General features: G+C 69.8%; 8 protein-coding genes. 3 read left to right on the top strand and 5 right to left on the bottom strand.

All coding sequences use genetic code 11. The features are described 5' to 3' along the window. A partial coding sequence (locus Mrose_RS17240) for a type II secretion system protein GspD (RefSeq protein WP_119280375.1) occupies window positions 1-883 on the top strand: 883 nt, incomplete at its 5' end. A 126-nt stretch (window positions 884-1,009) separates the two neighbouring features. Here the strand turns inward: Mrose_RS17240 and Mrose_RS17235 are convergent. From Mrose_RS17235 to Mrose_RS17215, 5 genes are read right to left on the bottom strand one after another with little or no spacing between them, the layout of a single operon-like run. Then, window positions 1,010-1,267, bottom strand: a complete 258-nt coding sequence (locus tag Mrose_RS17235; RefSeq protein WP_119280373.1) for a hypothetical protein — start codon at window positions 1,265-1,267, stop codon at window positions 1,010-1,012. A 2-nt stretch (window positions 1,268-1,269) separates the two neighbouring features. After that, entirely contained in the window at window positions 1,270-2,457 is a 1,188-nt protein-coding gene (locus Mrose_RS17230) for an HNH endonuclease (RefSeq protein WP_119280371.1), read from the bottom strand. Then, complete coding sequence (locus tag Mrose_RS17225) at window positions 2,458-2,937, bottom strand: Mov34/MPN/PAD-1 family protein (RefSeq protein ID WP_119280369.1); 480 nt, start codon at window positions 2,935-2,937, stop codon at window positions 2,458-2,460. Continuing rightward, window positions 2,937-4,664 (bottom strand): ThiF family adenylyltransferase, encoded by a 1,728-nt coding sequence (locus Mrose_RS17220; protein ID WP_182482891.1) that lies wholly within the window; start codon window positions 4,662-4,664, stop codon window positions 2,937-2,939. Before Mrose_RS17220 ends, Mrose_RS17225 begins: the two co-directional genes overlap by 1 nt. Continuing rightward, window positions 4,661-5,719 carry a nucleotidyltransferase domain-containing protein gene (locus tag Mrose_RS17215; protein ID WP_119280365.1) on the bottom strand — a complete coding sequence of 353 codons (1,059 nt, stop codon included), beginning with the start codon at window positions 5,717-5,719 and terminating at the stop codon, window positions 4,661-4,663. Before Mrose_RS17215 ends, Mrose_RS17220 begins: the two co-directional genes overlap by 4 nt. Window positions 5,720-5,835: 116 nt before the next feature. Here Mrose_RS17215 and Mrose_RS17210 point away from each other — a divergent pair, with 116 nt between their 5' ends. Both Mrose_RS17210 and Mrose_RS19700 read left to right on the top strand, forming a co-directional pair. Further along, window positions 5,836-6,249: a helix-turn-helix domain-containing protein gene (locus tag Mrose_RS17210; RefSeq protein WP_220452357.1), complete on the top strand. Its 414-nt coding sequence runs from the start codon at window positions 5,836-5,838 to the stop codon at window positions 6,247-6,249. Between the two features lie 43 nt (window positions 6,250-6,292). Next, a complete protein-coding gene (locus tag Mrose_RS19700) occupies window positions 6,293-7,105 on the top strand; it encodes an ImmA/IrrE family metallo-endopeptidase (RefSeq protein ID WP_119280363.1) in 813 nt (270 codons plus the stop codon). The last annotated feature ends 366 nt before the right edge of the window (window positions 7,106-7,471 follow it).

The raw sequence follows: 7,471 nt of genomic DNA, 5'->3' as shown, positions 1-7,471 counted from the left end.
GCCCCAGCCCCAGCCCGACGAGCGGCTGCCCCAGCTCTACCGGCTGAGCTACGCCGACCCCGCCACCGTGGCCGCGCAGCTGGGCCAGCTCTACGGCAGCGTCCGGGTGGTGGTGGACGAGCGGCAGCGGGCGCTGCTGGTGCTCGTGAACCCCGCCGACCGGGCCCTCATCGACCAGGTGGTCCGCATGCTGGACGCGCCGCGGCCGCAGGTGGCCTTCGAGGCCGAGGTGATCGAGATCAACCGCAGCCTCAGCCAGGCCCTGGGCATCGACTACGACCTCAGCCTCTTCCGCTTCGGCGTCAAGGAGACCAACATCCCCAACCCCACCGGGGGCAACCCCGTCCGCTTCGGGGTCTTCGGCCGCGACGTCAGCCTGCCCATCGGCTTCAGCGCCACCCTCAACCTGCTGCAGTCCAGCGGGGCGGGGCGGGTCCTCGCCAAGCCCCGGGTGGTGACCACCGACGGCGTCGAGGCCCGCATCAACGCCACCCAGAACCTGGCGGTCATCGTGACCAACAACAACGTGCAGGCCGTGCAGAACCTCTCCACCGGCATCACGCTGCGCATGCTGCCCAAGGTGGCCCCCGACGGCTCCATCGAGGTGCAGGTCAGCATCTCGGTCTCCGCCCCCACCTCCCAGACCCAGAACTCCTTCTCCTTCTCCACCCGCGACGCCACCACCACCGTGCGGGTGGGCTCCGGCGAGGCCATCGTGATCGGGGGGCTGCTGGAGAACCGCCGCACCGAGAGCGTGGAGAAGGTGCCCGGCCTGGGCGACATCCCGGTGCTGGGGGAGCTGTTCAAGACCACCTCCACCACCACCGCCGAGACCGACCTGGTCATCGTCATCACCCCGCGCCTCCTCACCCCGCTGCGGTAGGGGAGAGGCGTGCGGCCCCCGGAGGGAGCGCACAAGGAGGCCGGAGGCTGCCCTTTTCCCTCGGGCAGGGTCCGGCGCGCCGGGCGGTGGCTAACCGGTGGAGACGTACTCGAGCGCCCCCGGCTGTCATTCCTGGGACAGCCAGCGGATCTCCGCTTCGTTCTCGGGGTGGGACTCCACGTGCACCTGCAGGAAGGCCTCCCACGAGGGGAAGATGGCGATGCTGCTGTGGCCCCCCGGCCGGTTGACGTCGGAGCGCCAGCACACCACCACCTGGCCGGTGTGAAAGACCACGCCGTCGAGCACGCGGCCGGTGCCGCTGATGCCGGTGGCGTCCTTGCGGCGGGCGAGAAAGAACAGCCGTGGTTCAAGACCTTTATTCACGGTCACACCTCCAAGGTGAAACACCAACCCTGATCGGGCAGGTACTCGTAGACGCGCAGCCTGGGGAAGTGGGAACGGTACTGACGACCGATCTCCACCGCTACCGGTGGCGGTACTGCCGCGAAAAGGTGGACCCGGGCCGTGTCTCCGTGGGCTTGCGGGATCTTGTTGAACAGGTGGTGGAGGAGGATGCCGGCCTGGGCCACCTGTTCGGGAGAGGTGACCACGCCTAGGCCGGGCGCGGGCATCTGGATGCTGTAGGTCGGCAGGTCTTCCCCGAGTGCCCGCCGGACCTGCGCTGCAGGAATTCGCCCAGAGATCTCGACCTTCAGCACCACGTCTGACTCCACGAAGGGGCCCTCGGGCTCGCGGAGTTCGGGTGTCTGCGAGGCCTCGTCGCTCTCCTCCCACTTCCAGTGCCGCTTGTCCTTGCTGAGCTGGTAAGTGTCCACGTCGACCTTGTCCCCCAGCCTACGCCCGAGAGCGATCATGAAGGGGATGCGGGCCAAGGCGAAGACCGAATAGTGCTCGGGACGAACCGTCTCCTTCAGGTAGTCGAACCGGCGGTTCATCTCGGCCAGCGCCCGCCGCCATCCGTCGGGGTCCCGAGGCTGTTCGGTGAGCGTGGTCAGGTCGATCTCGAGCGGGCGTTCCTGAGCCGGGTAGCGGCGCGGCCACATGGCTTCCAGCGCCTGGGTCGGGGTTGGCGGGTTGGGTATTGTTCCGTTCGCCATCCGGCTAGTGAAAACCAGGGCGTGCGATTTCTTGCTGGGTGTCATGGAAGTGGCCCTCTCGATGCGCTCCTCATGTGCCCGTTTCATCTCGCGGAGGCGCGCCTCAGGATATTTATCCTCTAGCGCTTTTTTATCGATGAGGTTGTGGCAATCTTGGCACACCAGCATGAGGTTGTCGATGTCGGTGGCGAGCAAGGGTGAACGCTCTGGGTCGCCCCGCGGTCCGTCAGGGGAAAAGCCCACGATGTGGGCGATATGGCTGCGGTTGATGGCTTGCAGGGTCAGGCCATGCCGCCAGAGTTTCTGTCCACAGCCTTCGAATTCGCAAAGACCTGCGGCCCTAGCCCAGAGTTGCAGGATCACGTGCTGGGGGATCTTGGGTCGTGCCACGTCGACGGCGCGTGCTGCTTTTGTTGCAGCGGCCGCCTTTCCTGCCTTCAGCCTCTTGCGGCGCATTTAAAGCCTCACCTCCCCGATCTTGACCGTGCTGCCGTCCGACCGCACTCCCTCCCACGCCCGCAACACGCGCGTCCCGACGACGATAAAGAACAGGGCCTCGCCGTAGATCCTCGGGTCGGCCAGGTGCCTGCGCCAGGAACCCACATCCTCGTCCGAGGGGCTGGAGACGGGCTCGGGGTGGGTGTGCCACTCCCCCAGGTAGACGCGGGTGCCGCCGCTGGCCCACCAGGCCGCGTCCACCACCCGCTGGTGGGCCTGCGAGCGTACGAAGCGGTGGCGCTCGCGGAGGTCGCCGGGCATAGGGGTCGACACCGCGTCGAGCACCACGTCGGGCGAGTCGAGGATGAAGCGGCCCAGCAGCAGCCCACCGCCCTCGAGCTTGCGCCGGCTGTCCTGGCGGTAAGCCAGCATGCGCTCCAGGGCATGGGTGCGTACCTTGAACCGCCCCTCGCCCGCCCGCTGGAACACCAGGGCCATCAGGAGCCTCCCCCGGCCGCGCCGCAGACCGGGCAGTCCGGGCGGCGGAACTCGCACCCCCCCAGGCTGAGGCCCTCCGGCGGGGTGCCCCAGCGCTCCGACAGCCGGAAGCCGGCCCCGAGGAACGCCCCCGGGTCGCCCCGCCACGAGACCAGCCGGTTCCCCGGTGTAGCGCCGGTGAGGCTCTGCAGGGCCAGCCGCGCCGCCAGCTCGGCCGTGCGCGCGGCGTCGAGGAAGGAGAAGGGGGTGAAGGCCCCACCGCAGCCGGCCAGGTCGCGGGTGAACCGCTGGCCCGGCGCGGCGAAGGAGGCGCGGTTGAACAGCGGGGCTTCCTCATGGTCCGGCGGGTTGAACAGGCACTCGAAGCAGCCCTCCCCCCGGCCCGTCAGCAGGGCGTGCCCGCCGACGCCCAGCGGCTCGAGCCAGGTGAACAGCGCGGGCGGGGCGGCGGGGGAGCGCCGCAGGCGCTCGTTGAGCTCGAGTTCGAGCGAGGGCTCTCCGGTGGCCAGCACCACCAGGTCGAAGCCGCCCAGGTGCACGTGGCCGTCGTCGAGCGCCCTCCGCACGTCCTCGGCGACGGCGCTGACCTCCAGGTAGGGGAAGCGCTGCTCGAGGTCGTGCTTGAGGGCCTCGGCCTTGGGCCGGCCGGCGGCGCTGCGGCCGAGGACGTGGCGGAAGGTGTTGTCGTTGCTGAGGCGGTCGGGGTCGACCAGGGTCAGCGACCCCACCCCGCTGGCAGCCAGCAGCACCGCCAGCTGCCCGCCCAACGCCCCGCAGCCCACCAGCAGCACCCGCCTGCGGCCCAACCTGCCGTCGGCACCCCCGCGGGGCAGCAGGTAGGTGCGGTCCCACCGCTCCAGCCCCAGCACGGCGGGCACCTCCGAGGACCCGCCCAGCAGCGGGTGCACGCCGGACCTGCTCGGCGGCTTGAGCCCCAGCAGCGTCCAGGTGCCGCCCGCGCTCAACACCCCCAGCACCACGGGGGCGTCGGCACCGGCCTTGCGCAGCAGCTTCCCGAGGCGCTTGCGACCCCTGCGGTGCAGGTGGCCGTGGAGGAAGGCCCGCCAGTCCTTGAAGGTCCACGCGGCGCCGCCGGGGGGTGGGGTCGGGGCGTCGTGCAGCGCCATGGGGACGTAAACGGCCAGGCGGGATCTCCACTCCCCAGCGCCGAGGCGCCTAGCGACGACCTCGAGCCGGGCCTTGTCGTCGGCGAAGGCGACGGGCACGAACCCGCCGCCCTCCCGCTCGCCCCGCTCCAGGGCGATGATCACCCGCGGGCCGCCCTCCGGCTCGACCGCGCTGCAGGCGACGCGAGCCTCCGGCGCCCCGCCCCAGTAGGCCCCGAACTCCTCGGCGAAGTCGGCCAGGTTGCGCCGCTCGAGGCCCGCCTCCACGGTCTCGAGGGCCGAGGCGAGGGCCTGCCGAAGCACCCCGGCCGGGTCGCGGCGGTCGACCACCAGTCCCTGGCGCACGGCGAAGCAGACGTCGCCGTCGCGGGCGACGTGGGGGATGCGGAAGGGCAGCCCGCTCACCTCCACGTGCGGCAGGTCGGCGGGGAAGCCCCGGGGGATCCGGACGGTGACCTCGAGGCCGTGCCCCGCGACGGCGACCCTCCCGGTCGCACCCGCCAGGATGCCAGGACCCAGCCGAGAGGGGTCGAGCGGCTCGACCGCCTCGAGCTGCTCGCGCGCGACCTGTTCAAGGACGTACTGGATCGTGCCGCTCACGCGCTCGAGCTGCTCCCCACGTACGAGCGGCCCCCCTTCTTCGCGGTCTCGCTCTCCTCGGGCACCGGGAAATCCCCGCCGAACTGCTCCCGCAGGGTCAGGCAGGCCTCGCGGGTGTCCGGCTCGCTGGCGGCCTGCCCCAGGGCCTGCTTGAGCGCCTCGAGCTCCTCCTTGAAGGTAGCCATCTGGGGGTTGGTCATCCGGGTGAAGACGTCGGTGTGAGGCTTGACCGGCACGTTCACCACCAGGCGCCAGGCCCACGCCTCCTCCTGCTCGTGCCGGACATACTGGAAGTTATCCAGCATGCGCCCGACGAGGGCCTCGAGGGCGGCCCGGTCGTCGTACTCGGTCTTGTTCTGCAGCAGGTCGACGCTTTTCACCGGATCGAACCAGTAATAGGCGGCCAGGGTCAGGCCGATGCCCACGGGCGCCCCGTTCCCGCTCGCCTTGAATCGCTCCTGCCGCCAGCGCTTGAGCGCGCGGACGGCGCGGCGGAATTGCGCGGCGTCGTCCCCGCTGAAGCGGCCCGTGACCGCCGCGATCAGCTCCTCGGGCTCGGCCTGCTCCCAGAGCTTGTACTTGGCGTCGGAGTTGGCCTTGCCCTTGGCTAGGTACAGCGGTCCCCGGCCTTCCTCGCCCGCGGCGTACACGGCGAGGTCGACGTGGTAGTCCTCCTTGCCGTCCTTGAAGTAGTAGACGGTGACACAATTGCGGCGGATCTCGACCCGGCTGGTGTGGTTCTCGAGCGCGTCGTACACCCACTGCTTGACCTCGAGCGGCCCGTGCTTGTCCTTCGAGACGTGGAACTTGACGCCCACGTCGATGTCGTAGTCGCCTTCTACCGGCCTGATCCCGGTGTTCATGGCGTAGCTGCCCTGGTTGAAGGGGCTGAACTTGGGCGGCTCCTCGCCCCTGGCCCCGAAGTCGCGCTCGAGGCCCTCCCTGAGCTTCCTCAGCACGATGTCCCGCTTCTCGCGGAGGGTGGCGTTCTCGTCGTACTGCCCCAGCCGGATGTTGTCGTGGAACTCGACGAACTGTTTCTGCACCTTGGCCATTCCCTTTCACCCCCTGGGTAACCGCACCGTTTACTGGCGGTGCGGTACCGCCTGCTAATGTTCACTTTAGTTAACGCTCACTAAATGTCAAGAGGGCGACCTTATAATCTATTAAAGTGAACACGGAGGAGCGGGTCATGACCCTCGGGGAGCGCCTAAGGAGTTTCCGCCAGAACCGGTTCCCGTCCCTGCGCAAGGCCGCCGAGGCCGCCGGGGTCTCGGTGGCCTACCTGTCCAAGCTGGAGTCCGACGAGGCGGGTAACCCCACGCTTGAGGTGCTCAACCGGCTCGCCTCAGCCTACGGCGTGACGCTGGAAGAGCTGACGGGGGGTGGTCCGGGCCCCGCGCCCGCCCAGGCCCTGCCGCCCTCGCTCGAGGAGTTCGTGCGGGAGTACCGCGAGCGCTACCCCGAGCTGGGCGACCCTGACTGGCAGCGGATGCTCCTGGGCATCCGCCTGCGCGGCAAGTACCCCGAGCGGGGCGAGGACTGGCACATCCTGTTCCTCCAGCTCAAGCGGGCGCTCGAGTGATTAACGCACCGCCCTTTCCCTGGAGCCGGTTTAGTCTCGAGGGGTGTGGGACGACCGCGACCCCGACTTCGCCGAGATCCGGGCCGCCTTCTTAGAGGCGGTCGACGAGTTCCACCGCCGGCACGGCTACAGCCGCAACTTCCGGCGCCTGGCCGCCGAGCTGGGCGTCACCGTTAAGGAGGGGGAGGTCAACAAGGCGTTCACCACCCCGGAGGGGGAGCGGGTCATCCTGATTGACCCGCGTGAGCCCCGGGCCAGGCTCGCCTTCACCGGGCTGCACGAGCTGGCCCACCATCTCTTCCAGATGGCCCTCGACGGCGAGCTCGACGGGTACCTCAGGTCGCTGTTCTTCAAGAACCGCGCGCTGGCCACGCAGGCTGAGGAGAACCTGTGCTTCGAGGCCGCCGCCCGCCTGATGATGCCCGGGCACCTGCTGGAGGCCAGCCTCCAGGCACACGGCTACGGCCCCCTGGCGGTCTTCCACCTGGCCCGGCACTCTGGGGCCTCCCACCAGGCGGCCCTGCGCCGGGTCGTCCAGGAGCACGAGACCGACGTGCACGCGGTCCTGGTCGCGCCCAACGGGAAGGTGCTGTACTCGCTGGCCCACGGCCCCAGGCGCGGCCGGAACTCGGTCGGCTCGGGGTTCGTGCTGCCCCGGGCCCACCCCCTGCACCCCCAGGGGTTTCCCTCGGAGGGGACGGTGACCTTCGAGGACCGGGTGCCCTTCAAGCGGAGCTCCGCCGTGTGGAGAAGCAAGGTGGTGGCGGCTCGGGAGGCGGCCTCGGGGCGGGTGCTCGCCTTCTACCTCGACCGGCTGCCCCGGGCTTCCCCCGACCAGCCGGGGCTCTTCCCGTGACGTGGCTCGGCCCCCATGGCCGGTGCCAGGTGTTCACGGTCGACGACACGAACCGGCATGTGCACCCCTTCTGCCTGGAGCGATACCAGCCGGCAATCGCACTCGCCGCCGCGGCAAGTCCAACGCCTCCTCTCAAAGGATTTGATAGCTTGAATAAGGGCCTGTGACGGCAGCCGCGTCAACTGCGGATGACCCGGCGACCCTCCCGCCGGGACGTAGTCTGGTCCAGGCCCCGGAAGGGGGTTAAGAGGCTAAGCTGATGGTCACACTTTGGACGGACGGGTCGGTGCTCGCGGGGGAGGCCAGCCGCTACGCGGTCTGGGCGGTGGTGCTGGGGCGCCCGTGCCAGCCCAAGCGGGCGCTGGT

It is taken from the genome of Calidithermus roseus, assembly GCF_003574095.1.
In the GTDB taxonomy this organism is placed as follows: Bacteria; Deinococcota; Deinococci; order Deinococcales; family Thermaceae; genus Calidithermus; species Calidithermus roseus.
This window is presented reverse-complemented; position numbering and strand designations above follow the sequence as displayed.

Excerpts from the sequence above, each read along its gene's own strand:
- Mrose_RS17215 (WP_119280365.1), bottom strand. The coding sequence starts at position 5,719 with ATGGCCAAGGTGCAGAAACAGTTCGTCGAGTTCCACGACAACATCCGG.
- Mrose_RS17230 (WP_119280371.1), bottom strand. The coding sequence starts at position 2,457 with ATGCGCCGCAAGAGGCTGAAGGCAGGAAAGGCGGCCGCTGCAACAAAA.
- Mrose_RS17225 (WP_119280369.1), bottom strand. The coding sequence starts at position 2,937 with ATGGCCCTGGTGTTCCAGCGGGCGGGCGAGGGGCGGTTCAAGGTACGC.